Raw genomic sequence first — 26,727 nt, 5'->3', positions numbered from 1 at the left:
ACCAGCACCCATTCCTTCGGCCTCAGAGCGTGGAGTAGTCGGCGGGGTTGGCGAACACACTCTGGAGCTATGGCATGAGGTCCTTGATGGCCGCATCAGAATGGGCGGCAGCCACTGCTGGTCCCGCCAGCTCGCCTTGTGCCTCCACGCCCCACCAGTGGCAGCGCCATGCTCGGCCTCGCCCTGTCCCCTCTGCTGCTGCATCCGCTGGCGTCGGCGTCACCGGCCATCGGCCCAACCCCGGCATTGGCCACGAGCTTTCAGGCTCTCTGCGACGGCACCCCCTGCACGATCGAGCTCGACGGACGCGGGATCGGTGGGCCAGCCGGATTCATCCCGGCCGCTCGCATCAGCCGCTGGGTCACCACAGGGGCCGGCGGAGATCCCCCGGGCCTGGGGGAGGTGGTGGGTGCCAGCACCATGAACACGATGAAATCGGCGGCGGCTGTTGTGGTGCCGGTGTACGTCACCGCCCCGCTGGGCCTGCTCGGTGGGCTGATGCGTGGGGCCTTCTCCAACAGGGGAAAGGGATGGGAGGACGGACCACGCAACTTCCTGGTGGTGGGTCAGGATTCCGGCGGACGGACCATCGAGCATCGCTTCGCCTTCGTGAACCCGAAGCCGGCCCGCCAGGTGCGGATCGCCCTGGCAATGGCCAGCGGGCTGGCGATGGGGGAAACCCGTCCGTCGCCAGCGCGCGAGGAGCTCACGCCTTCACCCTCGCTGGCAGGGACCAGCTCCCCCGCGAGCGCAGACGCCTGGCAGGCCTATCTGCAGGACCGCGGTCTGGTGGAGTGGGCCCAGAGCAACCCGCTCCTGGCCGAGTCCCTGCGGCAACAGCTGTTCCCGGCCCCCTGATCGGTTCTCAGGCGGCCTCCGCCAGCAGCGCCCGCAGGCCCTCCTCATCGAGCACGGCCACCCCGAGGGCCTCGGCCTTGGCCAGCTTGCTTCCGGCTTCGGCGCCGGCCACCACGTAGCTGGTCTTCTTGCTCACTGAGCCGCTCACCTTGCCGCCGGCGGCCTCGATCAGGGCCTGGGCCTGGCTGCGGCTGAGGCTGGGCAGGGTGCCGGTGAGCACGAACGTCTGGCCGCTCAGGTGCCCGGCCCCGCCAGGGCCGCCGCCCTCTCCCTCAACCCCGTGCTCCCCCTCGGCGGCCGCCAGGGGAATCCCCAGCGCCTGCAGCTCGGCCAGCAGCGCGCCGTTGGCCGCTGTGGCGAACCACTGGCGCAGGGATTCGGCGATCTCCCCGCCGATGCCGAACACCGCCGTGATCACCTCCGGCTGCTCCGCCGCGGCGATGCCCAGGGTTTCAGCGGAAGGGAAGGCCCGCGCCAGTGCCTTGGCGTTCACAGCTCCCACGTGGTGGATGCCCAGGCCATAGAGCTGCCGGTGCCAGGGTTGCTGCTTCGAGGTCTCCAGGGCGGCCACCAGGTTGGTCGCCGAGGTCTCCCCCATCCGATCCAGGCTGGTTAACAGGGCCGCATCGAGGCGGTACAGATCGGCGATCGAGCGCACCAGGCCCCGGTCCACCAGCTGCTCCACCAGCTTGGCCCCCAGTCCATCCACATCCAGAGCCCCCTTGCTCACCCAGTGACGCAGGGCGCCGCGCAGGATCGCCGGGCAGCTGCTGTTGACGCACCGGGTGGCGGCCTCCCCCTCCTCGCGCACCAGCGCCGAGCCGCATTCCGGGCAGCTGCTGGGCAGTTGCAGCGGCGCGGCTCCCGGCGGCCGCAGTTCGGACAGCACCCGCACCACTTCGGGGATGATCTCGCCGGCCTTGCGCACCACGATCGTGTCACCGACGTGCAGGTCCAGCTCGGCCAGGCGGTCGGCGTTGTGGAGGGTGGCCCGGCTGACGCTGGTGCCGGCCAGGGGCACCGGCTCGAACTCGGCCACTGGGGTGATCACTCCCGTGCGGCCCACCTGGGCCACCAGACGCAGCAGTCGGCTGGGGGCCTCCTCGGCGGCGTACTTGAGGGCGATCGCCCAGCGCGGTGCCTTCTGGGTGAAGCCTGCATCGGCCTGCAGACGCAGGTCGTCGAGCTTCACCACCACGCCATCGGTGGCATAGGGGAGGTCACGCCGCTTGTGCTCCCAGGCGGCGAAGAAGGCCTCCACGGCGGTCAAATCGGGGCAGAGGGCCGCATTCGGGTTGACCCGGAAGCCGGCGGCCGCCAGCCAGCGCAGGCTCTCCCACTGACTGCGCGGTCGCCCCGGATCACCGACGCCCGGAGCCGTCTGCCAGTCGTCCGGCAGGTGCAGGGTGTAGGCGAAGAAATCGAGCCGACGCGCCGCCACCACCTGGGGATCGAGCTGACGCAGGGTGCCGGCGCAGGCGTTGCGCGGGTTGGCGAACAGGGGCTCGCCCCGCCCGGCGCGCTCCGCGTTGATCGCCGCGAAGGTGCCATCGGGGATCAGGGCCTCACCGCGCACCTCCACCCACTCCGGTGGATCCTCCAGCAGCAGGCGCAGCGGCACGCTCTGGATCGTGCGCACGTTGGCGGTGATTTCCTCGCCGGATTCCCCGTCACCCCGGGTGGCGGCCCGCACCAGCAGGCCGTGCTCATAGCTGAGGGCGAGGGCGTTCCCGTCGATCTTGAGCTCACCCACCATCGGCAGGGCCTGCAGAGCTTCCCCGGGCGGGGCGCTGCGGTCGAGCACCTTGAGCAGGCGGCCGTACCAGGCTTCCAGCTCCTCGATCGAGAAGGCGTTCTCGAGGCTGAGCAGACCGATGCGGTGCCGCACCGATGGGAAGTGCTCCGCCGGAGCGCCGCCCACCCGCTGGGTGGGGCTGTCGGGGCTGATCAGCTCCGGCTGGAGCCGCTCCAGCTGCTCCAGCTCCCGGTAGAGACGGTCGTAGACCGCGTCCTCCATCTCGGGCTCATCGAGCACGTAGTAGGCGTGGGCGGCGTGGTTAAGCAGCCGCCGCAACTCCTCGGCGCGGGCCCGCACCGCTGCTCAGGCCGCGGCGAGTTTCTGGATCCGCTCCACCCGCCAGTGGTTTTCCACCTTCACGAAGGTGAAATCCAGAGGCAGTTCATCCTTCGCTTCCGACTTCAGTTTCACCGTGAGGATGATCTGGCCTTCCTGGAGCCGCGGCCGGCCGGATTTGAGGTTGCGGTACTTGTTGAGTTTCAGTCCGGCCAGAAAGCGGATGAACTGCTGCCGGTTCACGTGCGAGCGGTAGTTCTTGGTGGTGAGCAGGTAGGCGCCATCGATCTGGCCCGAGGCCACCTGGGTGAAGAACTGCTTGAGCAGCGGGTTGATGCCGCGGGCGCTGATCACCAGGCGCACAGCCGTGTAGGTCCAGTACAGGAGCAGGACCCCAGCTCCGGCCAGCAGGGCCTTGGTGCCGATCGTTTGGGCCAGACCCCAGTCCATCGTCTGCATGTGCGCGTTCAGGTTGCAGAGTCTGACCGACAGCCCTGCCGCTTCGGTGGCGAACGCCCCACACTGGGCGCACGGTTGGCCCCACACATCTGCGGCATGCCCCTGGCGCCCCTGTTGCCTCTGTTCCATCGCCTCGACCGGGAGCATTTCGGTGGGGCCCTGGCTCCGGGTGGACGCCCCCTGCCGGAGGTGCGCTGGAGCGACGGGCGCATGAGCCGCACGGCCGGTCTCTACCGCCGCGGGCGCCGACGTGATGGCTCGGCCCTCTGCGAGATCGTGCTCTCACGGCCGGTGCTGGCGCCCCTCCCCGCCAGTGCCACCCTGGGAACGCTCTGCCACGAGATGATCCACGCCTGGATCGATCGGGTGCTGCAGGTGCATGAGGTGCACGGTCCCCAGTTCCGCGCGGCCATGGCCCGGATCAACGCCGTCCAGGGTGAGTTCGAGGTGAGCCTGCGCCACCACTACCCCCTGCCGCTGGCCTCGTCCACCTGGATCGCCCGCTGCCCCTGCTGCGGCGTCAGCGCCGCCTACCGCCGCCGGGTGCGGGGCCTGGCCTGCCGGCTCTGCTGTGAGCGGCTGCATGGCGGCCGCTGGGACTCCAGCTGCGCCCTGGTGTTCGAGCCCCGTGCGGCCTAGGGTTCCGCCAACCGGGCTGGGCCCATGGATCTGTTCCTCTGGGTGCTTCAGGGCGGTGGAGTTTCGATTGCCCTGCTGGGCCTGGGGCGGGAACGCCGCATGCGGGCGCATCGCCTTGGACATCACGGCCTCACCCCCCGGCCGGCGTCTGGCCGCTGAGCGGCCGTTAAGGTCGGACCACAGCGGTTGCGATGGCACAGGCGAGCGCCATGAACGGTTCGGGTGATCCTTCCCGCCGGGGACGCCGCCGAGCGGGCGGCTCCCTGGACCAGTGGATGACGGCGGGACGACAACTGGTGGATGGCGTGGCCGGGGCTCGCCCGGGCTCGCGCTCCCAGACCCGGGGTGGAGAGCGGCGCGCCGGCAGCCGCCCGGGCCTGGAGGGTCTGGGCCGCTGGGTGGAGAACCGCATCGACTGGTTCCTCGAAGGGGACGACGACTGGACGGAGCCCTGGCAGGAGCGGCCTGAAGGGCCGGAGCAATGGTCGTCGCAGCCTCAGATGCCGGCGCCGGAGCCGGCCACCCGCCGGCCTCTGGAGGCCATCTCCCGCCGGGCCTCCCCCCTACTGCCCCCTGCTCCAGTACGGGAGCGCCAGACACCACCGCAGCAGCCGCCATCGCTCCAGCCGGAGTCCTCAGCTCCGCTCACGGGCGGGCGGCCACTTCCCCGCTCCAGCCGGCGTCCCCGCCGGACCTGAAGCACCTAGCCTGAGACCCTGTCCGACACACCCCAGCGTCCATGAGCAACCTGATCGTGGTGGGTTTCCCCAAGGTCGATGAGGCCGAGGCCGTGCGCAAGGAGCTGGTCAACATCCAGCAGGAGCATCTGATCTCCCTGGAAGACGCCGTGGTGGTCGAGCGCGATGCCGATGGCCAGGTGCACCTGCGCCAGGCCATCAACCTCACCACCGCCGGGGCCCTGGGGGGAGGCTTCTGGGGATCGCTGGTGGGGCTGTTGTTCCTCAACCCCCTGCTCGGAGCCGCCGTTGGCGCTGGCGTGGGAGCGGCCTCGGGGGCGCTCAGCGATCTGGGCATCAACGACGGTTTCCTGCGGGAGGTGGGCGAAACCCTGCCCAAGGCCAGTGCCGCCCTCTGTCTGCTGGTGCGCGATGCCACGCCCGACCGGGTGGTGGAGCGCCTGCGCAGCTTCGCCCCCCACGCCAAGCTCCTGCGCACCAGCCTCAGTCACACCGACGAGGCCCAGCTGAACGAGCTGCTGGAGCGCAGCCGCAAGCAGGCTGAGGCCCTGCGCCTGAGCTGAGCGCCCAGAGGAGCGATGGTTCAGCGGCTGCGGCGGACCCGGCTGCGGCCCGGGGTCGTCTGACGGTGGTGCTGAGGGGTCCGCTGCTGGGATCTGGTGGGGTGGTGAACCACCTGGAAGTCCCAGCCCTTCTCCTGCAGCTGGCGGTTCACGGGTCCCACCAGCTCCTGGGGCAGATCTTCGGCCATCTGCTCGGCCGAGGTGCTGATCGAGGGAGAGCCCTGTTTCAGGGCCCAGAGCAGTTCCGCCCACTGCTCGATCAGGCTGGACTGCTTTGGCCGCCGCGGGGAGGTGCCTTCAAGGGCGGCCTGACAGCCCGCCTGTTGCCAGAGCGTGGCGCGGCCCCGGTGCAGCCCCTGGCCGCTGGGCCGGGCCAGGCCCAGGTGCAGGGCCTTGTCGCTGGGGCTGCCATCGAGCTCACGCAGTCCGGCCCGGATCAGCTGGCGGCCACAGCTCACGGCGGAGAGACCGAGGGAGCGCCCCAGGTCGGTGAGGGAGAGCCACTGATCGCCGGCCCAGGCGGCTGTGGAGGCTGCGGCCGGGGCTTGGGTGGAATGGTGATGGCCTGGGTTGCCAGGGGAGGTGGTCGTCATCGTCGGACAGGTGGAGCCAGTGCCGCCATCCTGTTCAGGATCGGCAAAAGCGCAAGTTGTCAAGTGGAAACCGCCACAGACCGTCAGGACTTCATGAAACTTTATGGAGATCTGCGTCGTGCTGGCTCGGGCCCAGCCAGCGCTCCAGCGCCGGGGAGAACACTTCCCGGATCACGGTGAGTTCACGTCCCTGGCGGAAAAAGCGGTAGTGGCGGCTCCAGAAGGGCCCCTTGGCTGCGAAGCCCTCCTCCAGCCATTCGGCGTTCACCCGGGCCAGTCCATCCACCTCCCGGAACAGCTCCACCCGCCCACTGGTGAGACTCAGCCAGATCGGCCGCTGCCGGTCGCGCAGGTGTTCCTCAGCCTCGGCCTGGTTCCACCAGCTCTCGGCCCAGGCCAGGGCCTGGCCATTGCAGCGCAACCACACCTGGCGCCGCAGCAGGGGAAGGGCCAGCTCCGCCACTTCGGCGGGGCGACCCCGGGTAGCTTCAGGGTCGCCCCCGGAACCCGTTGGCTCAGGCTCCGGCCCCATGGCGATCAGCTCGATCGTCATCGGTTCGCCCGTGAGCAACTGCAGATGGCGGGTCGGGCTCCCATCGCCCAGCAGCAGGAGCTTCCAGGGGCCGCTCAGCTGGCCTCCGGCCCTTGCCTGGAGCACCTCGGTGATCGGGGCTTCCCAGAGCGGCGTCGGTGAGACCCATGGCCTGGTGAGCAGGGAGTCAGCCATCCGCCTGAACTGGGTTGGCCCACGCTAAAGAGCGCCAATGGGCAGCGGGACGGTTGGAGGGCGGGAAGACCGCTCTTGCCGTCAGAAGCCGCCGCTGATGCTCACCCGCTTCTGCTGGCCGTTGCGCTCGATCACCACGGAGTTGCCGCTGGCTGAGCTCAGGCGCCAGCCGGTGGAGCCGATCGCTTCCCCCACCGATGCACTGGTGGAACTGCCACCCATCTGGAAGATGGCGGAGCCGCTCTGGCCAGGCACCTGCACGACTCCCACCAGCTCGGGGTCCCCTCCCTCGGCACCTGCGGGCTGACCGCCGCCGCTGGAGGGGCCTGAGCCGACGGAGAATCCAGGCTCAGGGATCACGGGGGCTGGCGGGGCGCCACGGGCGATGGTGCCACTGACCGGCACCCGTAGCGGCTCGGCGGAGGAGGCACGGGACGCACCCTCCAGAGGCGCCAGTTCCTGGACCCAGGCTTCCTCGGGAGGCGGCGGTGGCAGCCCGTCGGCGCTGCCATCCAGCGCTTCGCCAATGGGCTGAGCCGTGGCTGCGGCCGTCGCTCCCGGTTCGGCTTGGCTCACGGGGCCCAGTGAGCGCAGCCGTTCCAGCAGCTGCAGCGTGCGCTCCTGTTTCAGGGCGAGGCTGGCCTGGGTCCAGCCGCGCCACACCACCAGGGTGCTCCCCACTCCCACCACCGAAAGGGCTGCCAGCAGCGCCAGCAGTGGACGTGGCAGTGGCGAGCGGCCTGCCGCCGGCGCCGCTGGCGCTGACGTTCGGCGGTGGTGAAGGGCACGGTTGGCCGTACGACCTGCCCTCAGGCGTGGCGGTTCGTCGTGCACCACCACATCGATCGGTGCCGGATCGGAGCTGGGGCTGATTCCCAGAGTCGGCTCCGGCTGATAGGGATCGCGGATGTATCCCTCCAGGGTCGGCCGTTCCCCCGGATGGATCCCCAGGCCCGGCAGGCCAGTTGAAAAAACCCGGTCCATCACCTGCTCGGCTTTCAGCTCCCAGAAGGCCCGGGAGGAGGAGATGGCGTGCGGGTCACTGCCCATGGCAGATGGGCTCAGGCCTGAAGTGCGGAGATCGTACCCATTGTTTTCCGTTTCGACAAACGCTCCTCTTCCCCGGCCCGCCGCCGCCGCAGCTCCAACCAGAGCAGCAGGGCCGTCACATCGGCTGGGCTCACGCCTGGGACACGGGAGGCCTGTCCGAGGTTGATCGGCCGCACGGCGGTGAGCTTCTCGCGGGCTTCCCTGGAGAGGGTGGCGATGGCGGTGTAGTCGATGCTGCTGGGGATCGGTCGCTCATGGTGTCTGCGCACCTGCTCGATCTGCTGCTGTTGCCGCGCCAGGTAGCCGCTGTATTTGAGATCGATCTCGGCACCCTCGCGCACAGCGGCAGGCAGGCCGGGATCGGCCAGGCCATGCTCCACCAGATCGCTGCTGTGGAAGCCTGAGCGGCGCAGCAGGTCGGCCAGGGTGATCGATCCCTTGATCGGCGCCCCCGAGCGGGCGGCCACCGCCGGCGCCACCGGGTCACTGACCTTCAGGCGCACCGTTTCGAGGCGCTGCTTCTCGGCGGCGATGGCGGCCTGCTTGGCCCTGAACAACCCCCAGCGACGGTCATCGATCAATCCCAGATCCCGGCCCATGGGGGTGAGACGTCGATCGGCGTTGTCGCCCCGCAGCACCAGGCGGTATTCGCTGCGGCTGGTGAGCACCCGGTAGGGCTCGCGCAGGTCCTTGGTGATCAGATCGTCGATCAGGGTGCCGATGTAGCTGCCTTCGCGGGGGAAGTGCACCGGGTCCTGGCCGCGCAGCATCCGGGCGGCGTTGAGCCCGGCCACCAGGCCCTGGGCGGCGGCTTCCTCATAGCCGGTGGTGCCGTTGAGCTGGCCGGCGCTGAACAGCCCCTGCAGCCGCTTGGTCATCAGCGAGGGCAGGCACTGGGTGGCCGGCAGGTAGTCGTACTCCACGGCGTAGGCGGGCCGCAGCATCACGCACTGCTCCAGGCCGGGCAGGGTGCGCAGGAGCTCCAGCTGCAGCCGCTCCGGCAGGCCGGTGGAGAAGCCCTGGATGTAGAGCTCAGGGGTGTCACGGCCCTCCGGTTCCAGGAAGATCTGGTGGCTCTCCTTGTCGGCGAAGCGCACGATCTTGTCTTCGATCGAGGGGCAGTAGCGCGGGCCCTTGCTGTCGATGAAGCCGCCGTAGATGGGGGTGAGGTGGAGGTTGTCGCGGATCAGCTGGTGGGTGGCCGCTGTGGTGCGGGTGAGGTGGCAGGCCATCGGCTCGCCGCACACCCACGCGGCCGGATCGAAGGAGAAGAAGCGGCCGTTGGCGTCGCTGGGTTGCTCCTCGAGCTGATCGAGGGCCACGCTGCGGCGATCCACCCGGGCGGGGGTGCCGGTCTTGAGGCGGTCGGTGTGGAAGCCGAGATCCCGCAGGGCCTCGGTGAGCCCCTCGGCGGCCTGCTCGCCGGCGCGGCCGGCGCTCATCGACTGGTTGCCCACCCAGATCTGGCCCCCCAGAAAGGTGCCGGTGGTGAGGATCACGGCCGGCGCGGCATAGACGCTCCCGAAGTAGGTGCGCACGCCGGTGATCCGGCCCACCGTTTCGTTGCCGCCCTCCGTGGGGTTGCCCCCCTCCAGCTCCACCTCCAGCCCCGTGACCATCGCTTCGCGCAGGTGCAGGTTGGGGGTGTGCTGCAGCAGCTGCAGCATCTGGCGGGCGTACTGACGCTTGTCGGTCTGGGCGCGCAGGGCCCAGACGGCAGGGCCGCGGCTGGCATTGAGCACCCGTTTCTGCAGGGTGGTGGCGTCGGCGAGGCGGCCGATCACGCCGCCGAGGGCATCCACCTCATGCACCAGCTGGCTTTTGGCCGGTCCACCCACTGCGGGGTTGCAGGGCTGCCAGGCGATGCGATCGAGGTTGAGCGTGAACAGGGCTGTGGAGATTCCCAGGCGAGCCGCGGTGAGCGCTGCTTCGCAGCCGGCATGGCCGCCGCCGACCACGATCAGCTCAAAGGTTTCCGTGGGGGCTGCGCTGAAGGCCATCGATTCAATGTATGGCGCCCAGATCGCTGCGGGGAGCCACGGCCGCGGCGTAGTCAGGGTCTTCCGTGCCGGCGATCCGGTCCCAGAACGTGAAGTAGAGGCCGAAGTGCACGCCTTGGTGGCGGTGGTGGAGCGAATGGTGGGCCGGGCCGATCACCCAGCGGCCCAGCCAGTGGTGGGGAAAGCGGCGGGGCAGGTGATCGAGGCCGAGGTGGTTCACGATCGCCCAGACCGTCATGGTGCTCAGCACGGCCATCAGGGTGACCGGGTGCAGCGGCACCACCACCACCACCGCCACCATCACCAGGGCCTGGAGGATCGCTTCGGGGGGATCGAAGGCGAAGGAGGTCCAGGGGGTGGGTTGGCGGGTGCGGTGGTGGCCGTGATGGCACCAGGCATAGAGGCTGTGGTGGTGGAACAGGCGGTGGGTGGGGTAATAGATGGCGTCCTGCAGGATCAGGACGCTGACGTAGCTGAGCCCCAGGTACCACCAGCCGTAGGTGTCCGGCCTGGCGTAGAAGCTGGTGAGTCCATGGCTGTGGAGCGCCAGTACGCCTGCGGTGGCGAGGGCGAAGACGGCAGCGGAGAACACCGAGAGGCGGATGTCGTCGCGGATGCCATGGGCGCCGAGGCGCGACTGCCGTGGATCGGGCTCAGCTTCTGGAGAGGCGGAGCGTGCATAGAGCCACCACCAGGATCCACCAGCCAGCAGAAAATAGCGTCCCAGGATGATACCGAAGAACACAAGTCCATAGAACGCGAAGGAATGATTCCCGAACGAACGGATCACCGTTTCGGTGTCAATCTGTGCGAAGGGCATGCCTTGGTATTCCTTTTTCCAGCGTCTACGCCCACTCTAGGGACGCCGCACCGCCGAAGCCATCACGGCCATGCAGCGCTTTCGCATCCTGCACCGCACCCTCTACACCTATGGAGCGGCGGTGAGGCTCGAGCCCCATGCGCTGCGGCTGCGGCCCAGGGAGGGCCATGAGCTGCGCATCGAATCCTCCAGCCTGCGGATTTCTCCGCCGGCCACGCTGCGCTGGCATCGGGATGTGGAAGACAACTCGGTGGCGATGGCCAGCTTCTCCAGCCCCGCCGCCGAGCTCCTGATCGAAAGCGAGCTGGTGGTCCAGCAGTACCACCAGGAGCCCCTGGATTTCCTGGTGGACGAAGAGGCGGTGTTGTTCCCCTTCCGCTACAGCGCTGAAGACAGGCTGTTGCTGGCTCCCTACCGCCAGGAGGGGGCCGTCAGAGGTGGGACGCTGCTGATGGATTGGGTGGCCGGGGTTCATCGCGGCGCTGAGCGGATGGAGACCTATGCCCTGCTGGAGCGGATCAGTGCACGCATCCACAACACCCTGCGCTATCAGCGGCGCGAGGAACCGGGCGTGCAGACGGCTGAGCACACCCTGGCTGCCGGCTCCGGCTCCTGCCGCGACTTCGCCACCCTGTTCATGGCGGCCACCCGGCAACTGGGTTTTGCAGCCCGCTTCGTGAGCGGCTACCTGCACGATTCTGCCGCGGTCGATGGCTCCACCCACGCCTGGGCGGAGGTGTACCTGCCAGGAGCGGGCTGGACCGGCTTCGACCCCACGATCGGCGCCCTTGCCGGTCCTGACCACATGGTGGTGGCTGTGGCCCGCCACCCTGAAGCGGTGCCGCCGGTGGAGGGGTCGTTCGTGGGGCCATCGGGATCGACCCTCAGCGTGGGGGTGTGGGTGACGGAGCTGGAGGAGCCTCTGATCCGGTGAAGGTTGTGGGATGGGTGTCCATGCGGCTGCTGCGGGCAGGAGTCTCCTATGGGTCTCTGGTGCTGCTGGCCGGCTTCCTGCTCGGCACGGTGCGGGTTCTCGCTCTGGAACCCCGCTTTGTGGTGCGCCGGTTTGCCCTGCCTCCGGCCCCTGGGCCACGCCTGCTCTGCGGTGGCCTGGCGGTGGGGTTGATGGGAGTGTTGGAGCTGGCTGTGGTGGCTCCCCTGCGCGGCCTCAGCCCGGTGCAGGTCATCACCGCCCGTGATCCGGTCTCGGGCAGCGCCTACGTCGTGGCCCTGGGGCTGATGGGGGTGATGCCCTGGCTGCTCACCAGGTGTGAAGGCGCGTGAGCGCCCCCGAAGCAGGCTGCGGGCTCTCGAGCAGCTCCACATGCTCCTGTTCATGGGGATCGTTGCGGGCCACGATGGCCACGGCAGGCTCGCTGCTGCTGAGGTTGGTGGGCTGCTGGGGGACCCCGGGAGGGATGAACAGAAAATCGCCGACTCTGATCCCAGATGGCGGTGGGCAGCGGCGTTCCCGCCCGGAGGGATCACCACACGGTTGAGCGAGAGGCCCTTGGCGCCACTGTTGGCGCCGGAGATGCCCACGAACTGATCGAGCCGCTGCTTGCTCACGATGCTGCGGGGCTGACCGGTGGCACGCACGGCCATCGAGAACAGCTGCGCCCCTGCCCTCAGAACCCGATCCGGATGCGGTGGTGATTCAGCTGATTGGTCACGGTGGCGTCCACTTTCCCCTTGACCGTGGCGCCGACATCGCCGCGCACCCTGGCATCCACATCACCGCCCACCTGGGCGCTCACCGCGCCACTGACCGTTGCCTCAACGGGACCCTTGACGGCAACGCCGATCCCGCGGCTCAGTTCAGGTACGTTCACAGCCAGGGGCGTGGCCAGCCCGACCGGTTCGGCCATCGTCACGTTCGCGGTGATCGGAATCGTTTTGATCGGAGCGGTGCGGATCGGTTCTGCAATCTTCTCGACCACCAGCGGCGTCTGAATCGAGCCCACATCCACCTGGGCCGACACCGGCATGGGGCGCTCCATCACCAGCTCGATCTTGATCGGCTCCTGCAGGACCCTGCCCAGGGAGATCGCCCCGATCCCCACGGCGGCCACCAGGGCGACGGGCCAGCGCAGGGCCAGCACCCAGCCCATCGCTGCCTGGGAACGGTCGTGGGGGCCTTCGGCCTCTTCGCGGGGCAGCCTGGTCTGGTCGGTTGGGGGCTCGCTCATCGGCTGGAGGGAGTTCTGGCGCCCATGTTGAAGGCCTTCCGCCCTCGCGCGAGGTTCAAGGTGCCGCCAGATTCCGGAAGCGGGTGAACTGGGGCTCGAACAGCAGCTTCACCGTGCCCACCGGCCCGTTGCGGTGCTTGGTCACGATCACTTCGGTGATGCCCCGGTCGGCCGTCTCCGGGTTGTAGTACTCGTCGCGGTAGATCATCAGCACCAGGTCGGCGTCCTGCTCGATCGAGCCCGATTCGCGCAGGTCACTGAGCATCGGGCGTTTGTTGGTGCGGCTCTCCACGCCCCGGCTGAGCTGGGAGAGGGCCATCACCGGCACGTTCAGCTCCCGGGCCATGCCCTTGAGCCCCCGCGTGATGCGGGAGAGCTCCTGCACCCGGTTGTCGGGGGTGGAGCCCTCCATCAGCTGCAGGTAATCGATCACGATCAGTCCCAGTTCCTTGCCCTGCTCCGCCATCAGCCTCCGGCAGAGGGAGCGCATCTCCAGCACGCCGGCATTGGGCTTGTCGTCGATGAACAGCGGCAGCTGGCCGAGGGTGTTGATGCCCTGCCCCAGCAGCGGCCATTCCTCCTGCTGCAGCCGGCCGGTGCGCAGCCGGCCGCTCTCGATGCCCACCTCCATCGACAGCAGCCGGTAGGTGAGCTGCTCCTTGCTCATCTCCAGAGAGAACACGCAGACCGGCAGCTGGTGGATCTGGGCCACGTTCTTGGCGATGTTGAGCACGATCGAGGTCTTGCCCATCGCCGGGCGGCCGGCCACGATGATCAGATCGCTGCGCTGCAGGCCCTGGGTGATGGCGTCGAGGTCGTAGAAGTTCACCGGGATGCCCGCCACCGAGGTGCCCAGGGAGCGGCTCTCGATCTCGTTGAAGGTGCTGGTGAGGATTTCGGCGGTGGGGGTGAGCCCCACGGAAGGTTTCTCCTGGCTGATGGCGAAGATCTGCTGCTCGGCCTCGTCGAGCACCAGCTCCATCGGCTTGGCCTGATCGAAGCCGAGCTTGATCACCTCGTTGCCTGAGCGGATCAGCTGGCGCCTGAGGTATTTGTCCATCACCAGGCGCGCCACCTGGTCGATCGAGGCGGTGCTGAGCGTGCGCTCCACCAGCTCCACCAAGCGGTTGCTGCCGCCCACCTTCTCCAGCTGCCCGGTGTCGGCCAGCCAGGCGGCCATGGCCGTGAGGTCGGTGGGCTTGCCCTGGCCGTGCAGCATCAGGGCGGTGCGGTAGATCTCCCGGTGGGCGCCCAGGTAGAAGGCCTCGGGTCGCAGCACGTCGGCGATGCGGCCCAGGGCGTCGGGGTCGAGCAGGATGCCGCCCAGCACCGCCTCCTCCGCCTCCAGGTTCTGGGGCGGCACCTGATCCGGCAGGGCCTCGAAACGGGCCTCGTCCTGGTCCCGGCCGCGGCGGCGAAAGGCCGGAGTCAGAGCGGCGGGGGGCGCTGGTGGCGCGCTCCCCTCACCGGCGCTCGCTCGATCGGGGCCTCCTTCAGGGGCTGGCAGGGGAACACTCACCATCGGCTGAGGCTAGGCCCGGGTCTGGCCGCCGACGGTGTGCGAGGCCGCCAAACAAAACGCCGGCCCCCTGGGGACCGGCGCTGAATTTCAAAGCGGCTGGTCAGGGCCTGGTTCAGTGGCTGACAACTTCCAGGTTGATCTCAGCGGTGACCTCGGGATGCAGCTTCACCTGCACCTTGTAGGCCCCGGTACGGTGGATCTCGGGCACCGAAATGTCGCGGCGGTCGAGTTCCTTCTTGGTGGCTGCTTCGATCGCCTCGGCCACATCGCCGTTGGTCACGGTGCCGAAGAGCACGTCGTCGCCACCGGTCTGTTTCTTGACGGTGAAGCGCCCGATGGTGGCTAAGGCCGTGCGGAAGGCTTCGGCTTCCTGCCTCAGGGCCGCCTGGCGCTCGGCTTCCTTGGCCCGGCGGTGCTCCACCTGGCGCAGCACGGCGGGAGTGACGGGAACGGCCTTGCTCTGGGGCAGCAGGAAGTTACGGGCGTAACCAGGAGCAACCTCCACCAGGTCCCCCTGATGGCCGAGGCTGTAAACGTCCTCGCTGAGGACGACGGAGACGCGCTTGGCCATGGAGACGGAACGGCGGGAACAAGGGATCGGGCAGGGGGCGCCGGCTCGGCGACCCGCATCCTGAGGCGATCAGCGATCTTAGGTCACGGCTTGCGGCGCCCGCTCGGCGGCGGCAGGCAGGCGCACCTGGGTCGCCAGGCCCAGGGCCCGCAGCAGGCGGATGTGCTGCCAGGTGAGGTCGAATTCGCGGCGCCCGAATCCATGGCGGGCCGAATGGGGGAAGGCGTGGTGGTTGTTGTGCCAGCCCTCACCGAACGTGAGCGCCGCCACCCAGGGGTTGTTGCGCGACTGATCACCGCTGGCATGCGTGACGTAGCCCCAGCAATGGGTGGCGGAATTCACCAGCCAGGTGCAGTGGTAGAGCACCACCAGGCGCAGGGGGATTCCCCAGAGCACCAGGGCCCAGCCGCCGGCGCCGGTGGCGGTGCCGATCCAGAACAGCAGCAGGGCCACTGGGATCTGCAGCAGCAGGAAATTGGTGTTCAGCCAGCGGTAGTAGGGGTCACGAGCCAGATCACCGGTGAGGCGGGGCACCGCGGCCATCGCCGGGATTTCCTCGAACATCCAGCCCATGTGGCTCCACCAGAAGCCCTTGTGGCTGTTGTGGTGGTCAGCGTCGGTGTCGGAGAACTTGTGGTGGTGGCGGTGCAGACCGGCCCAGTCGATCGGACCGTGCTGACAGCTGAGCGCGCCGCAGGTGGCGAAGATCCGCTCCAGCCACTGGGGAACACGCAGGGCCCTGTGAGCCAGCAGGCGGTGGTAGCCGAGGGTGACCCCCAGGCAGCCGGTGATCCAATAGAGCACCAGCATGCTGGCCACGGCCGGCACGCTCCAGAACTGGGGCAGCAGGGCCACCAGTGCCAGCCCGTGGACCACGGCCATGAAGCCGATGGTGGCCCAGCGGGCCCCCTCAGGAGCCGAGGGGGTGGGTTCCCCGCGGCGGGGACGGTGCAGCCTCTCGGCCCGTGAGAGGGAGGGCGCCGGGGCAGAGGTGGGTCGCCGAACGGTGGCGGTCATGTGGGCTGGTTCCTGATCAATCTTTTAAGATGGTAGCAGTTCGGATTCGTATCAATTGGGATATCAGGCTGAAATCGAATCAGGGCGAGAAGCGTTTGCATATCTGATCAGGGCCTGGCATGAGCGCAACGGCTGGTCCCACCGCGTCCTGCCTGGTCTGGCTGAGGCCCTTGATCTCGGCCGTGTCCACAACTCCCAGGTGTCGATGCTGCGCAACCGCAAGCTCGCCTCCCCTGGCCCGGAGGTGTTCCTCGCCCTCGGTCGCATCAACCGGTGGCTGGCGACCAGCGAAGGCGACCAGGGCCTCTCGCTCTCCGGTCATCCCGACCTGATCGAGGCCCTCGGCCAGGGGTGCCAGCCGCTGTTGAGCGACAGCGGAGTTCCACTGGGGCCGGGTGATCTGCTGGAGATCTTCGTGGGCCTCGTTCCCCCGCCGCGGGCCTTCGATCTGCGCATTGCCGAATCTGAGGCTGGCGGCCTCAGCTTTGCCCTGGCGGAGCTGCTCTGCGCCGGCCGGCCCTGGCGGCTCTGCCGCGACCAGGTGCTCTCGGCCTACCCGGTGGCAAAAGGCCAGCGCCGGGAGCGCTTCGCGGCCGTGATGAGCGGCCAGCGCGACTACAGCGCCGCCGAGCTCGACGCCGAGCTGATGGATCTGCACCGCACCCTGGTGGGTCTGGGGGGGAGCGCCGAGCAGGAGATCAGCGCCGACCGCTTCCTGGAGGTGCTGCGCAACAAAGCCAGCCTGCAGCACCGGGCTGGCCGGGAGGATCTGGGCGAGGCGATCCGTCAGGAGCTGGTGGCCGAGGGCAACGGCTGACCCACGTGGGCCACCCGGATGCGTTTGGCCAGACCCAGGCTGCGCAGCACCTTGATGTGCTGCCAGGTGAGGTCGAACTCGAACCAGCGCAGACCGTGGCGAGCACTGGCCGGGTGGGCGTGGTGGTTGTTGTGCCAGCCCTCCCCGAAGGAGAGGATCGCCACCCACCAGCAGTTGCGGGAGAGGTCGGGGCTGTCGAAATTGCGGTAGCCGAAGGCGTGGGTGGCGCTGTTCACCAGCCAGGTGACGTGGTACACGATGGCCAGCCTCAGGGGGATGCCCCAGAGCACCAGGCCGAGACCGCCGCCAGGCACGCCGGCCCGCTCGCCGTACCACCAGAGAGCGGCTCCCAGGGGCACCTGCAGCAGAAGGAACCAACGGTCGAGCCAGCGGTAGACGGGATCACGCTGAAGGTCGCCGGTGAAGCGATCCAGCTGGCGCACCGCCGGAATGTCGTGCAGCATCCAGTCGCTGTGGCTCCACCACAGACCGCGGCCGGCGTCATGGTGATCGTTGGGCTGGTCGGAATACTTGTGATGGTGGCGGTGAAGCCCCACCCACTCGATCGGCCCGCTTTGACAGGCCAGGCTGCCCATCAGTACCAAGGTGCGTTCCAGCCACTTGGGAGCCACGAAGCTGCGGTGGGCCAGAAGGCGGTGCAGTCCCAGGGTCACCCCCAGCACCGTGGTCCAGTAGAGGACCGCCAGCACCACCACCGCCTGCCAGCTCCAGAAGCGAGGCAGCAGGGCGAAGAGGGCACCCACGTGGATGGCCAGCATGAAGGCTGTGGTGCCGAACTTGTACTTGCGCTGGCTGGGGGGAAGGGGCTGGCGGCGTCCGCTCACCGAAGCGCGGATGGCGGCTTCCTGGTGCTCGGCGGCATGGCCCCGCAGAGCCTGGCCCGCAGCCCCCACCTGGGGCAAAGCGGAAGCTTGATCTGAGGCGGCAACCAAATGAACTCTCGCGATGGTGGCGCAGGCTCGAGTTCGCCATCTCCCCTGCGGCGGGTGATCCCGTTGCAGGGAACCCATCAGGCTGAGTTGCGACCTTGACCTGGGATGCCGGCGTTATGTAGCCGATGCATCGGGCTGAAATCTAGCGGCGTAGCGATAGCCCGCAGGCAGCATGGCGGTAGGAGCCGGTTTCGGGCCATGGTGACAACGGCAACGAGCGCTGGTCCCCACGCCTGCTGGGCACGGGAGCGGGTGGCCGCCGCCGCCGAGCGGATCGCTCCGGTGGCCGATGCCCGCACCGCGGCGGTTCAGCCGGCCCTGGCGCGGGTTCTGGAGGCCTTTGCGGCCGAGCGGCTCGGCACCCACCACTTCGCCTCCGTCAGTGGCTACGGCCATGGCGACCTGGGCCGGGAGGTGCTCGATCGCGTCTTCGCGCGGGTGCTCGGAGCCGAGGCGGCTGCGGTGCGCCTGCAGTTCGTGAGTGGCACTCATGCCATCGCTGCGGCCCTGTTCGGCGTGCTGCGCCCCGGTGATCGCCTGCTCGCCCTCACCGGCCGCCCCTACGACACCCTTGAGGAGGTGATCGGCCTGCGGGGCCGGGGTCAGGGTTCCCTGGCCGAGTTCGGCATCCACTACGACGAGCTGCCGCTCACGGCCGCCGGTGCTGTGGATGAGGACGGCCTGGCGGCGGCCCTGGCTCTGCCCACGCGCATGGTGCTGATCCAGCGCAGCTGCGGCTACAGCTGGCGGCCCTCCCTCAGCCTGGAGACGATCGCCGGTCTCTGCGAGCGGGTGGAGGCCCTCCGGCCCGGCTGCGTTCGCTTCGTCGACAACTGCTATGGCGAATTCGTCGAGCCCCTGGAGCCTCCGGCGGTGGGCGCCGACCTGATCGCCGGCTCGCTGATCAAGAACCCCGGCGGCACCATTGCCCCCACTGGCGGCTACGTGGCCGGCAGGGCCGAGCTGGTGGAGCAGGCCTGCTGCCGACTCACGGCCCCGGGCATCGGTGGGGAGGGCGGCACCGGTTTCGATCTCCATCGCCTGCTCTTTCAGGGGCTGTTCCTTGCGCCCCAGATGGTGTCCGAAGCGCTGATCGGTGCCGAACTCACCGCCGCGGTGTTCAGCGACCTCGGTTATGCCGTTCAACCCAGGGTGGGGGATCACCGCAGCGATCTGATCCAGGCGGTGCGCTTCGGTGCTCCCGAGCCGCTGATCCAGGTGTGCCGGGCCTTTCAGTCGTGCTCGCCGGTGGGCAGCTACCTGGATCCGGTGCCCGCGCCGATGCCCGGCTATGCCAGCGAGCTGGTGATGGCCGGCGGCAGCTTCATCGACGGCAGCACCAGCGAGTTCTCCGCCGATGGCCCCCTGCGCGAGCCCTATGTGCTCTTCAGTCAGGGCGGCACCCACCGCAGCCACGTGGCCCTGGCGCTGGAGCGGGCCCTGGCGGCGCTGGGCCCCGACTCCCTTCCCGGCGGCACTCCCTGAGCGGGGTGGCCCCTCGGGAGCCACACTGGGACCCACCCGAGTTTCGGTCCGCGATGGCCCTCCAGGTCCCCGACGACTGCCGCTACGCCGACAGCCATGAGTACGTGCGGCCCGAAGGGGAACTCGTGCGGGTGGGGGTGAGTGCCTTCGCCGTCGACCAGCTCGGCGACATCGTTTTTGTGGAGCTTCCTGAACCCGGCAGCGTGCTGGAGCGCGGCAGCAGCTTCGGCACGGTGGAATCGGTCAAGGCCGTCGAGGAGCTCTACGCCCCGATCAGCGGCACGGTGGAGCGGCGCAACGAGGCGGTGCTCTCCAGCCCCGAGGAACTGCAGAACGATCCCTACGGAGAGGGTTGGTTGCTGCTGGTGCGCCCCAGCGACCCCTCCCAGCTCGACGACCTGCTCCAGCCCGCCAGCTACCGCTCGAAGCTGGAAGGGTCTTAACGCGGGTCAGCCGGGTAGAAGTCCCTAGGATTGATCCCGCTAAATCGGGTGTGATGGCGTGAGCGTCGAGAGCAGCAGCCCCAGCGCCCCGGTTGACATCCCCCAGGACTTCTCACCCTTCCTGGAACGCCATCTGGGCCCATCCCCCGCCGAGCAGGCCCTGATGCTCGAGCGGGTGGGTTGCGTCGATCTTGAAGCGTTCGTGGCCGAGGTGGTCCCCGGCGACATTCTGATTCCGCCTGCGGCCGCCGCCCAGAACCTGCCCAGGGGCGTGGGGGAGGCGGAGGCCCTCGCCGAGCTGCGCGGGATTGCGTCGCTCAACCAGGTGAGCCGCAGCCTGATCGGCCTGGGTTACTACGGCACCGCCACCCCGGCCCTGATCCAGCGCCATGTGCTGGAGAACCCCTGCTGGTACACCGCCTACACCCCCTACCAGGCGGAGATCGCCCAGGGGCGCCTGGAGGCCCTGCTCAATTTCCAGACCCTGATCAGCGAGCTCACCGCTCTGCCCATCGCCAACGCCTCGCTGCTGGATGAGGCCACCGCAGCGGCCGAGGCGATGTCCCTCAGTGCCGGCGCCTGCCGACGCCCCGAGGCCCGCCGTTTCCTGGTGGATGAGCAGGTGTTTCCCCAGACGCTGGAGGTGCTGCGCACCCGCGCCGAACCCCTGGGAATCCTGATCGAGACCTTCGATCCAGCCAGGTTCGGCGCGGCCGAGGCCACCGGCGACGATCTGACCTTCGCTGACGATGTCTTCGGGGTGCTGCTGCAACTCCCCGGCAGCCGAGGCCGTCTGCTGGATCCCACGCTGGTGATCGAGGCGGCCCACCGAGCGGGTGCCATGGTCACCGTGGCGATCGATCCCCTGGCCCAGGTGCTGCTGGCGCCCGTGGGCTCCCTCGGGGCCGACATCGCCGTGGGCAGCAGCCAGCGTTTCGGGGTGCCCCTGGGCTTCGGCGGGCCCCATGCCGCCTTCTTCGCCACCACCGAGGCCCACAAACGTCAGATTCCCGGCCGCCTGGTGGGCCGCTCGCTGGATGCCGAGGGCCGGCCGGCCCTGCGCCTGGCCCTGCAGACCCGAGAACAGCACATCCGCCGTGACAAGGCCACCAGCAACATCTGCACAGCCCAGGTGCTGCTGGCGGTGATGGCCGGCTTCTACGCCGTGCATCACGGCCCGGAGGGACTCACTGCCATGGCCCGGCGGGTGCTGCGGCTGCGTGCCGCCCTGGTCCTGGGGCTGCGCCGCCTCGGCTTCCAGCCCGAGGTGGCTCCGGCTTTCGGCACCGTCAGCCTGCTCACGGCTGATGCCGCAGCGCTGCTGGAGAGGGCGGAGGCCGCCGGATTCAACCTCCGGCCGCTGACTGCCCCGGACGGGTCGCTGGAGGGGGTGGCCCTCAGCCTCGATGAGCGCAGCCATGCCGCTGAGCTCGATCAGCTGCTGGCGGTGTTCGCGGCCTGCTCCGGCCCCCGGGGAGCTGCTTCTGCCTCTGTTCCTTCAGCCACCGCCTTGCTGGCGGAGTTGCCGGGCGACCGGGATCTGCTGGAGGGGCTGCCCCTGCGCCAGGGTCCCTGGCTCCGGCAGGAGGCCTTCCAGCGCTACCGCAGTGAATCCGAACTGCTGCGCTACATCCAGCGCCTGGCGGCCCGCGATCTGTCCCTGGTGCACGGGATGATCCCTCTGGGGAGCTGCACGATGAAGCTCAACGCCGCCGCCGAGCTGGCGCCGGTGAGCTGGAGCGAGTTTGCCGACCTGCATCCACTGGTGCCTCCCTCCCAGGCCCGGGGCTATGCCCGTCTGATTGCTGATCTCGAGGGTTGGCTGGCCGCGATCACCGGCTTCGCCGGCGTGTCGCTGCAGCCCAATGCCGGTTCCCAGGGGGAATACGCGGGCCTGCTGGTGATCCGGGCCTGGCACCGCAGCCGCGGCGAGGACCACCGCGACGTCTGCCTGATTCCCACCAGTGCCCACGGCACCAATCCGGCCAGCGCCGTGATGGCGGGTCTGCAGGTGGTGCCCGTGGCCTGCGATGGGCAGGGCAACATCGACCTGGAGGATCTGGAGGCCAAGGCCCAGACCCACGCCGCCTCCCTGGCGGGGGTGATGGTCACCTACCCCTCCACCCACGGGGTGTTCGAGCCCGGCATCCGCCGCCTCTGCGATGTGATCCATCGCCATGGTGGCCAGGTCTATCTCGACGGGGCCAACCTCAATGCCCAGGTGGGCCTGGCCAAGCCCGGCCTCTACGGCGCCGATGTCTGCCACCTCAACCTGCACAAGACCTTCTGCATCCCCCATGGAGGCGGTGGCCCCGGGGTGGGGCCGATCGGGGTGGCCGAGCACCTGGTGCCTTTCCTGCCCGGCCAGGCCCGGGGCATCGGCGCGGTGGCGGCGGCCCGCTGGGGCAGCGCCGGCATCCTGCCGATCAGCTGGATGTACATCCGCATGATGGGTGGCGCCGGCCTGCGCCAGGCGAGTGCCGTGGCCCTGCTGTCGGCGAACGTGATCGCCGAGCGACTGGAGAGCCACTACCCCGTGCTCTTCCGTGGACCGGGCGGGCGGGTGGCCCATGAGTGCATCCTTGATCTGCGGCCGCTCAAGCGCAGCGCCGGCCTGGAGGTGGATGATCTGGCCAAGCGCCTGATGGACTACGGATTCCATGCCCCCACGGTCAGCTGGCCGGTGGCGGGCACCGTGATGGTGGAGCCCACGGAAAGCGAATCGCTCGCGGAGATCGACCGTTTCTGCCAGGCCCTGATCGCGATCCGCGTTGAGGCCTCGGCGATCGAATCAGGCCAGGTGGATCCCCTCGACAACCCTCTCAAGCGCTCGCCCCACACCCTGGCGGCCATCACGGCCGATCACTGGGGCCGTCCCTACAGCCGGCAGCAGGCCGCCTTCCCCGCGGGCGAAGGGCAGCAGGCCTCGAAGTTCTGGCCGGCGGCGGCCCGCATCGACAACGCCTACGGCGACAGGAACCTGGTCTGCACCTGCCCATCGGTGGAGGAGCTGGCGGCGGCTCTGCCCCCGGAGGCCCCTCCTGAAGGGGTAGCCACGGCACCAGCCCTGGCTGGTCAAGGGCGTTAAGATCCGGCCAACTTCAGCAATCCAAAGGTTTTCTTCCGAAATCGAGGGTTGCTTCTTCTGATCGATCTGCAGGAAATGCGCCCGGAAGCTCCGGATGCGGCCCTTCCTTCGATCCGCCCATTTGCTTCGCCGACCCCCTCCATGAACGGCAACAACGACGACAGCTCTGGTCCCGCGGCCATTCGTCGCCTGGTGAAGGCTGATGCCCAGGCGGCCAGCCAAGCGGGGCCTCCGTCAAGGCAGGGGCCATCTCTTCCCGCGCTGACCACGCCGCTCTCCAAGTCCCACGACCGGGGGGAGATCTTCCGGGAAGAGGGCACCAATGTGCTGAGAGTTCCCTTCGGAGTGCTGCAGGCCAAGCGTCATCGCCGTGAGCGTCCGGAGCGTTGGGCCACCCTGGTGCTGCCCTTTCAGTCCGGCGGTGGCCCAACCCCCACACCACCTCAGGCAGCCTGAGGGTTGGGGGCTGGGGCCCTGGCTGGGGCCAGTGCCTCTTGACCCTCAGCGCAGCTCTGCTCAGGCTGCCCGGGTGAGGCGCCAGTCCACCAGGGCCTTCACATCTGCCAGGGAGCTGGCGGGCGTGCGGAAGGGCAGCACCGGCATCGGACTGCGCTCGGGGCGCACCAGCCAGGTGAGGTCCGACTGGGGCATCAGCACGAAGCCGCGATAACGCACGATCCAGCGCTTGGGCTCGAGGTCGGGAACCACGCGCAGGGCAGGGGCATAAGGGTCGTGGGTTGGCATGACCAGGCGCGCATCGGACGGTCGATGACCATTGCAGAGGCAGGCCTGCGCTGGCGCAGCATCACGCGCTGCCTTTCGAACAAACGGTCATGATTTGTCACTAACGACTGGAGGTGCCCTCAGAAGTGAGAGCCCGGCTCCTGCAGAAACGCCAGCTCCTCGGCGCTGGATGGGCGCCCGAGGGCTTCGTTGCGGTGGGGGAAGCGACCGAAGCGGGCGATCACATCCCGATGGCGCCTGGCGAACTCCGTGGTCGTGTCATCGGTGAAGCGCTCGAACGGCCCCAGGCTCTGGTCCTGGATGGAGAGGTCTTCGCTGTGCATCAGAGGCATCAGCCAGAACTGACGCCGTTCGCGCAGGGGTTCGGCTTCGACCCAGTCCTTGGCGAGGGCCCGCTGGCTCAGCTCCAGGGCTGCGGCATCCCCAGCGAAGGCCCCAGGCTGCCCGCGCCAGAGCTGCCTGGGCAGCTGATCGAGCAGCAGCACCAGCGCCAGGGCTGACCCAGGCTCCTCGGCCCAGGCCTGCAGCTCCCCGGCCAGGGCGCGCTCGCACAGGGCCCCGAAGCGCTCGCGCACCTCCTGATCGAAGACGGGATCCTTGCGGAACCACTGGGCCGGCTGGCATTCCTCGAACCAGAAATGCAGCAGATCGTCGGCGCTCGTTCCGCTCATGCCAGCTCGAACAACAGCAGATCGGTGCCGGCAGCCCTGGCGGTGAGCCGGTCGGATCCGCCTGCTTGGAAACCGAGGCCATCACCAGAGCTCAGGGGCTGGGACTGCCCGGAGCTGCTCAGCTCCACGGCGCCCTCGATCAGCTGCAGCCAGGCGTGACGGCCACTCACCACGGGTAGGTCGAGGCTGTCGCCTGCACCGGGCTTGGCTCGCCACAGCCGCACCGGCCGGTGGATCGCCATGGCCCCGTCCGCCTGCTGGGGGTCGAGCAGCAGGGTCCACTGGTCGTCCACGGTGAACGTCTTCTGCTCATAGGCCGGTTCGATGCCGCGGCTTGCGGGTTCGATCCAGATCTGCAGCAGCCGGCAGGGACGGTCGGTTTCGTTGATCTCGCTGTGAACCACTCCGGTGCCGGCGCTCATGCGCTGCACCTCCCCCACCCTCAGGGCAGCGCCGTGGCCCATCGAATCGCGGTGGGTGAGCTCCCCCTCCAGCATCACCGTGATGATCTCCATGTCCCTGTGGGGATGCATCCCGAAGCCACGCCCCGGCGCGATCGTGTCCTCGTTGATCACCAGCAGGGGGCCATAGCCCACCCAGGCAGGGTCGTAGTGGTGTCCGAAGCTGAAGGTGTGCCGGCTCTCGAGCCAGTCGAGACGGCCATGGAAGCGCTCAGCCGCCGGGCGAAGAACCGTTTGGGTGTTCATGGCTGCAGGGGAGGCAGGAATGCGAAGCCTGCCGTTGAAGTCGGGGTTCCATGGTCTAATCCTCTGCCCCCGGCGCAGCGGAGCTGGCAGTGGGGTTATCCGGCTCCTGGCTGGGAACGGCCCGGCCCGGTCTCTGCCGGTGGCAGCGATGGTGGATTCAACGGGTCACCGCAGCTGAGGCTCACAGTCCAAGGGCGGACCATGTCATCAGATACACACCTCGTAGCCGCTGTTACCGAAGACGAGCGGTTCCTATGGATTAATTATTTATAGACAAGCGCGCATTTTTTTGAAGCGCTTCTAAGCATATTGCGATTTATTCGCCCTCCCTGGTCTTAGCCAGCGCAGGCGGGTTGGGGTTTTGCGCCGACCAGCGTTCAGCGGGTGTCCTCCATTCAGTTTATTTAAGCCATCTGCCGTCAAGCTGCTTTGCCAGCTTAATCGGATCAGTTCAACCACAAACGTCAGCAAATCCATGGACTACGTATTACCAAACGAGCTCGTCGACGGCATGATTCTTGCTGGGGGCAAGAAATCCGGGGTGAGTATCAAAAACCTTCTGCTGCGAGGTTTTTATTCCGGATCTGTCCTTGGGTTGGCTTTGTGCCTTGCTCTGACCATCATGGTCCAGACCGGGATCCCCTGGATTGGCTCTCTCATCTTCCCGTTCGGATTCGCCAGCATCGTGCTGTTCGGCATGGAGTTGGTAACCGGCAACTTTGCCCTTCTTCCAATGGCGGTGTGGGCCGGTAAGACCACCTGGAGCAAAACCTTCCGCAACTGGATCTGGGTCTGGATCGGTAATTTCCTCGGTACTGGCCTGGTGGGCATCCTGTTTGCCATCAGCCTGACCAGTGGCGGCACTGCGGATCTGGCTTCAGGTACAGGTGACTGGGTCGCCGTCGCCAACAAGATCATTGGACTGAACAAGGCCAACGTGATCGTGAAGTATCAGAATCTTGGAGCCCTGGGCTTCTTTCTGGCTTTTCTGCGCGGAGTCATCGCCAATTGGCTGGTGTGTCTCGGCGTCACCATGGCCCTGGTCAGCAAGAGTGTGCCCGGAAAGATTCTTGCCTGCTGGCTGCCGATCACGGCCTTCCAGGCCCTTGGCATGGAGCACATCGTGGTCAATATGTTTCTGCACACAACCGGTCCAATGCTGGGCTCCGGCGTGAGCTTCGCCCAGGTGGCCTTCTGGAACTATCTTCCCGTGACGATCGGCAACATCGTTGGAGGGATGGTCTTCATCGGAATGCTCTTCTACAGCACGCACCGCTCGCCGATCAGCAATGTGCTGCCACCTCAGCATGATGAAAAACTGGAGAGGGAGCTGGCCGCCGAGCTTGGAGCTCGCTGATCACAGCTTCATCAAGGGATCTGGTCTCACCCCGTAGGCATCGATCATCAAAAAGGCCGGGCAGTGTGAAGCTGCCCGGCTAGTTTCATGAGAGCTTGTTCAAGCCGTTACCACTTCTTGTAGGGCAAGAACTTCCCAGACATCGTGATCTGGACGCGATCGCCGGATGGATTCTCCTCTTTGTCCACCTCAATCGTGAAGTCGATGGCGCTCATGATGCCATCTCCAAACTTCTCCTGGATCACATCCTTAAGAGGCATTCCATACACCTGCATGATCTCGTAAAAGCGATAGATCAGCGGGTCGGTCGGAATCACTGGATCCAGGGAGCCCTTCGTGGGGTAGTCCTGAATGGCCGCGGTCGTGGTGGCATCCAGGCCAAGAATCTCGGCCAGTTGAGCTGCTTCCTCTGGCGAGGCCGTAGCCTGCCCGTGGAAGAGGGACGCAATCCAGACTTCGTCGCGCCCCAGAGACTGCTCGAGCTGGGCGAAGGTGATGCCCTTGGCCTTTTTCGCCGCCATCAGAGTGGCAGATAATGAGGCTGACATTCGGAACACGGGATCGTTAGTACTCCTCCAGTGTTGGCGCTCATGCCCATTGGGTTGGGAGCAACAGCTACGAAGTCACGGCTGCGCCACCTGAATGATCCACGCTGAATGCGCCGATCTGTTCATTCCCTTCG

29 protein-coding genes are annotated in these 26,727 nt (G+C 68.0%); 13 read left to right on the top strand and 16 right to left on the bottom strand.

All coding sequences use genetic code 11. From position 1 onward, the window contains the following. Positions 1 to 138: 138 nt before the first annotated feature. Positions 139 to 858, top strand: a complete 720-nt coding sequence (locus KQ297_RS00795; RefSeq protein WP_259737744.1) for a hypothetical protein — start codon at positions 139 to 141, stop codon at positions 856 to 858. Positions 859 to 865: 7 nt separating this feature from the next. On the opposite strand, the gene ligA is transcribed toward KQ297_RS00795, so the two are convergent. Further along, entirely contained in the window at positions 866 to 2,953 is a 2,088-nt protein-coding gene (ligA, locus tag KQ297_RS00790) for an NAD-dependent DNA ligase LigA (RefSeq protein WP_259737743.1), read from the bottom strand. A gap of 6 nt (positions 2,954 to 2,959) precedes the next feature. Continuing rightward, a complete protein-coding gene (locus tag KQ297_RS00785; RefSeq protein WP_259737758.1) occupies positions 2,960 to 3,382 on the bottom strand; it encodes a hypothetical protein in 423 nt (140 codons plus the stop codon). A 105-nt stretch (positions 3,383 to 3,487) separates the two neighbouring features. On the opposite strand from KQ297_RS00785, the gene KQ297_RS00780 reads away from it, so the two are divergent. The 4 genes from KQ297_RS00780 (at position 3,488) to KQ297_RS00765 (ending at position 5,291) form a co-directional block, all read left to right on the top strand. Then, positions 3,488 to 4,030 carry a SprT family zinc-dependent metalloprotease gene (locus KQ297_RS00780; protein WP_259737757.1) on the top strand — a complete coding sequence of 181 codons (543 nt, stop codon included), beginning with the start codon at positions 3,488 to 3,490 and terminating at the stop codon, positions 4,028 to 4,030. A 24-nt stretch (positions 4,031 to 4,054) separates the two neighbouring features. Beyond that, entirely contained in the window at positions 4,055 to 4,189 is a 135-nt protein-coding gene (locus tag KQ297_RS00775) for a hypothetical protein (RefSeq protein ID WP_255441432.1), read from the top strand. A 116-nt stretch (positions 4,190 to 4,305) separates the two neighbouring features. Next, positions 4,306 to 4,728 carry a hypothetical protein gene (locus tag KQ297_RS00770; RefSeq protein WP_259737742.1) on the top strand — a complete coding sequence of 141 codons (423 nt, stop codon included), beginning with the start codon at positions 4,306 to 4,308 and terminating at the stop codon, positions 4,726 to 4,728. A gap of 41 nt (positions 4,729 to 4,769) precedes the next feature. Then, positions 4,770 to 5,291 carry a DUF1269 domain-containing protein gene (locus KQ297_RS00765; protein WP_259737741.1) on the top strand — a complete coding sequence of 174 codons (522 nt, stop codon included), beginning with the start codon at positions 4,770 to 4,772 and terminating at the stop codon, positions 5,289 to 5,291. Positions 5,292 to 5,311: 20 nt separating this feature from the next. Here the strand turns inward: KQ297_RS00765 and KQ297_RS00760 are convergent, their stop codons facing one another. The 5 genes from KQ297_RS00760 to KQ297_RS00740 all read right to left on the bottom strand — a co-directional run bounded on the left by KQ297_RS00760 (position 5,312) and on the right by KQ297_RS00740 (position 10,481). Continuing rightward, positions 5,312 to 5,884 (bottom strand): hypothetical protein, encoded by a 573-nt coding sequence (locus KQ297_RS00760; protein ID WP_259737740.1) that lies wholly within the window; start codon positions 5,882 to 5,884, stop codon positions 5,312 to 5,314. 91 nt (positions 5,885 to 5,975) lie between these two features. Then, positions 5,976 to 6,611, bottom strand: a complete 636-nt coding sequence (locus KQ297_RS00755; RefSeq protein WP_259737739.1) for a chorismate lyase — start codon at positions 6,609 to 6,611, stop codon at positions 5,976 to 5,978. Positions 6,612 to 6,692: 81 nt separating this feature from the next. Further along, positions 6,693 to 7,661 (bottom strand): hypothetical protein, encoded by a 969-nt coding sequence (locus tag KQ297_RS00750; RefSeq protein WP_259737738.1) that lies wholly within the window; start codon positions 7,659 to 7,661, stop codon positions 6,693 to 6,695. An 11-nt stretch (positions 7,662 to 7,672) separates the two neighbouring features. After that, entirely contained in the window at positions 7,673 to 9,661 is a 1,989-nt protein-coding gene (gene mnmG, locus KQ297_RS00745; RefSeq protein WP_259737737.1) for a tRNA uridine-5-carboxymethylaminomethyl(34) synthesis enzyme MnmG, read from the bottom strand. Between the two features lie 4 nt (positions 9,662 to 9,665). Beyond that, positions 9,666 to 10,481, bottom strand: a complete 816-nt coding sequence (locus tag KQ297_RS00740; RefSeq protein WP_259737736.1) for a sterol desaturase family protein — start codon at positions 10,479 to 10,481, stop codon at positions 9,666 to 9,668. 70 nt (positions 10,482 to 10,551) lie between these two features. Here KQ297_RS00740 and KQ297_RS00735 point away from each other — a divergent pair, with 70 nt between their 5' ends. Continuing rightward, positions 10,552 to 11,415 (top strand): transglutaminase family protein, encoded by an 864-nt coding sequence (locus tag KQ297_RS00735; protein WP_259737735.1) that lies wholly within the window; start codon positions 10,552 to 10,554, stop codon positions 11,413 to 11,415. 20 nt (positions 11,416 to 11,435) lie between these two features. Further along, positions 11,436 to 11,765: a hypothetical protein gene (locus tag KQ297_RS00730; protein WP_259737734.1), complete on the top strand. Its 330-nt coding sequence runs from the start codon at positions 11,436 to 11,438 to the stop codon at positions 11,763 to 11,765. A 344-nt stretch (positions 11,766 to 12,109) separates the two neighbouring features. Here the strand turns inward: KQ297_RS00730 and KQ297_RS00725 are convergent, their stop codons facing one another. The 4 genes from KQ297_RS00725 to KQ297_RS00710 all read right to left on the bottom strand — a co-directional run bounded on the left by KQ297_RS00725 (position 12,110) and on the right by KQ297_RS00710 (position 15,780). After that, positions 12,110 to 12,670, bottom strand: coding sequence for a hypothetical protein (locus KQ297_RS00725; RefSeq protein ID WP_259737733.1), 561 nt, complete (start codon positions 12,668 to 12,670; stop codon positions 12,110 to 12,112). A gap of 55 nt (positions 12,671 to 12,725) precedes the next feature. Further along, a complete protein-coding gene (dnaB, locus tag KQ297_RS00720) occupies positions 12,726 to 14,192 on the bottom strand; it encodes a replicative DNA helicase (RefSeq protein ID WP_185464877.1) in 1,467 nt (488 codons plus the stop codon). 112 nt (positions 14,193 to 14,304) lie between these two features. Continuing rightward, complete coding sequence (rplI, locus tag KQ297_RS00715; protein ID WP_259737732.1) at positions 14,305 to 14,763, bottom strand: 50S ribosomal protein L9; 459 nt, start codon at positions 14,761 to 14,763, stop codon at positions 14,305 to 14,307. A gap of 78 nt (positions 14,764 to 14,841) precedes the next feature. Beyond that, positions 14,842 to 15,780: a fatty acid desaturase gene (locus KQ297_RS00710; RefSeq protein WP_259737731.1), complete on the bottom strand. Its 939-nt coding sequence runs from the start codon at positions 15,778 to 15,780 to the stop codon at positions 14,842 to 14,844. 55 nt (positions 15,781 to 15,835) lie between these two features. Here KQ297_RS00710 and KQ297_RS00705 point away from each other — a divergent pair, with 55 nt between their 5' ends. Beyond that, positions 15,836 to 16,597, top strand: a complete 762-nt coding sequence (locus KQ297_RS00705; RefSeq protein WP_259737730.1) for a hypothetical protein — start codon at positions 15,836 to 15,838, stop codon at positions 16,595 to 16,597. Here the strand turns inward: KQ297_RS00705 and KQ297_RS00700 are convergent. Beyond that, positions 16,567 to 17,520: a fatty acid desaturase gene (locus tag KQ297_RS00700; RefSeq protein WP_259737756.1), complete on the bottom strand. Its 954-nt coding sequence runs from the start codon at positions 17,518 to 17,520 to the stop codon at positions 16,567 to 16,569. The genes KQ297_RS00705 and KQ297_RS00700 overlap by 31 nt on opposite strands. Before the next feature lie 228 nt (positions 17,521 to 17,748). On the opposite strand from KQ297_RS00700, the gene KQ297_RS00695 reads away from it, so the two are divergent. The 4 genes from KQ297_RS00695 to KQ297_RS00680 all read left to right on the top strand — a co-directional run bounded on the left by KQ297_RS00695 (position 17,749) and on the right by KQ297_RS00680 (position 23,022). Next, on the top strand, positions 17,749 to 19,035 hold the full coding sequence (locus KQ297_RS00695; protein WP_259737729.1) for a methionine gamma-lyase family protein: 1,287 nt from the start codon (positions 17,749 to 17,751) through the stop codon (positions 19,033 to 19,035). A gap of 53 nt (positions 19,036 to 19,088) precedes the next feature. Beyond that, on the top strand, positions 19,089 to 19,478 hold the full coding sequence (gcvH, locus tag KQ297_RS00690; protein ID WP_259737728.1) for a glycine cleavage system protein GcvH: 390 nt from the start codon (positions 19,089 to 19,091) through the stop codon (positions 19,476 to 19,478). Between the two features lie 58 nt (positions 19,479 to 19,536). Further along, the gene (gcvP, locus tag KQ297_RS00685; RefSeq protein ID WP_259737727.1) at positions 19,537 to 22,566 is read left to right on the top strand and encodes an aminomethyl-transferring glycine dehydrogenase; all 3,030 of its coding nucleotides are present in this window, start codon (positions 19,537 to 19,539) and stop codon (positions 22,564 to 22,566) included. Positions 22,567 to 22,707: 141 nt separating this feature from the next. After that, complete coding sequence (locus KQ297_RS00680) at positions 22,708 to 23,022, top strand: hypothetical protein (RefSeq protein ID WP_259737726.1); 315 nt, start codon at positions 22,708 to 22,710, stop codon at positions 23,020 to 23,022. 60 nt (positions 23,023 to 23,082) lie between these two features. On the opposite strand, the gene KQ297_RS00675 is transcribed toward KQ297_RS00680, so the two are convergent. The 3 genes from KQ297_RS00675 to KQ297_RS00665 form a co-directional block, all read right to left on the bottom strand. After that, entirely contained in the window at positions 23,083 to 23,310 is a 228-nt protein-coding gene (locus tag KQ297_RS00675; RefSeq protein WP_259737725.1) for a hypothetical protein, read from the bottom strand. Between the two features lie 119 nt (positions 23,311 to 23,429). Further along, positions 23,430 to 23,981, bottom strand: a complete 552-nt coding sequence (locus KQ297_RS00670) for a DUF924 family protein (protein ID WP_259737724.1) — start codon at positions 23,979 to 23,981, stop codon at positions 23,430 to 23,432. Beyond that, positions 23,978 to 24,688 (bottom strand): pirin family protein, encoded by a 711-nt coding sequence (locus tag KQ297_RS00665; protein ID WP_259737723.1) that lies wholly within the window; start codon positions 24,686 to 24,688, stop codon positions 23,978 to 23,980. The genes KQ297_RS00670 and KQ297_RS00665 overlap by 4 nt, the downstream gene beginning before the upstream one ends. Before the next feature lie 475 nt (positions 24,689 to 25,163). Here KQ297_RS00665 and KQ297_RS00660 point away from each other — a divergent pair, with 475 nt between their 5' ends. After that, a complete protein-coding gene (locus KQ297_RS00660; protein WP_185464927.1) occupies positions 25,164 to 26,045 on the top strand; it encodes a formate/nitrite transporter family protein in 882 nt (293 codons plus the stop codon). A gap of 107 nt (positions 26,046 to 26,152) precedes the next feature. Here KQ297_RS00660 and cynS read toward each other — a convergent pair whose 3' ends face one another. After that, positions 26,153 to 26,593 carry a cyanase gene (gene cynS / locus KQ297_RS00655; protein ID WP_185464887.1) on the bottom strand — a complete coding sequence of 147 codons (441 nt, stop codon included), beginning with the start codon at positions 26,591 to 26,593 and terminating at the stop codon, positions 26,153 to 26,155. Positions 26,594 to 26,727 lie beyond the last annotated feature (134 nt).

The sequence above is a fragment of the Synechococcus sp. CS-205 genome (assembly GCF_025128255.1).
Classification (GTDB): Bacteria; Cyanobacteriota; Cyanobacteriia; order PCC-6307; family Cyanobiaceae; genus Regnicoccus_A.
Note: the sequence above shows the minus strand (reverse complement) of the source record. Positions and strands in the feature narration are given on the sequence as shown.